Annotated in this window: 1 protein-coding gene; it reads right to left on the minus strand. The window is 68.7% G+C overall.

Annotated elements, in window-relative coordinates:
- Positions 1-483: oligopeptide/dipeptide ABC transporter ATP-binding protein (locus RM572_RS28890; protein WP_394813729.1), on the minus strand; the 483-nt coding region annotated here is incomplete at both ends.

Genomic DNA, 483 nt, shown 5'->3' on the forward strand with positions numbered 1-483 from the left:
GTCCGGTATCGGCCGGATGCAGGCGCTGACTCGTTGCGGCGCAACCACAACGGGCTCCGGTAGCGATGTCGCGCAATCGCCGACGGCCGCTGCGCACCGCGGCTCGAACGCGCATCCGGGCAACGGCGACGCCGGGCTGGGCACCGCGCCGGGCAGCGCCGCGAGCTTCCGGTCACGTGCGGTATCCAGAGTGAGCCGGCTGCCGAGTAGTCCTTTGGTGTAGGGATGGGCAGGGCTGTCCAGTACCTCGGCGGCAGGGCCGATTTCGGCGATGCGGCCCGCGTAGAGCACCGCGATGCGGTCGGAGATCTGTGCTGCTACGCCCAGGTCATGGGTGATCAAGACGATGCTGCAACCGATCTCGTCGCGCAGCCGCTGCAACAGCCGCAGCACCTGAGCTTGAACGGTGACATCGAGCGCGGTGGTCGGTTCGTCGGCGATGACGAGTTCGGGGTCCCCGGCGACCGCATCGCGGTGCTCTAC

Origin of the sequence: Streptomyces hazeniae (assembly GCF_031845485.1) — a bacterium.
In the GTDB taxonomy this organism is placed as follows: Bacteria; Actinomycetota; Actinomycetes; order Streptomycetales; family Streptomycetaceae; genus Streptomyces; species Streptomyces hazeniae.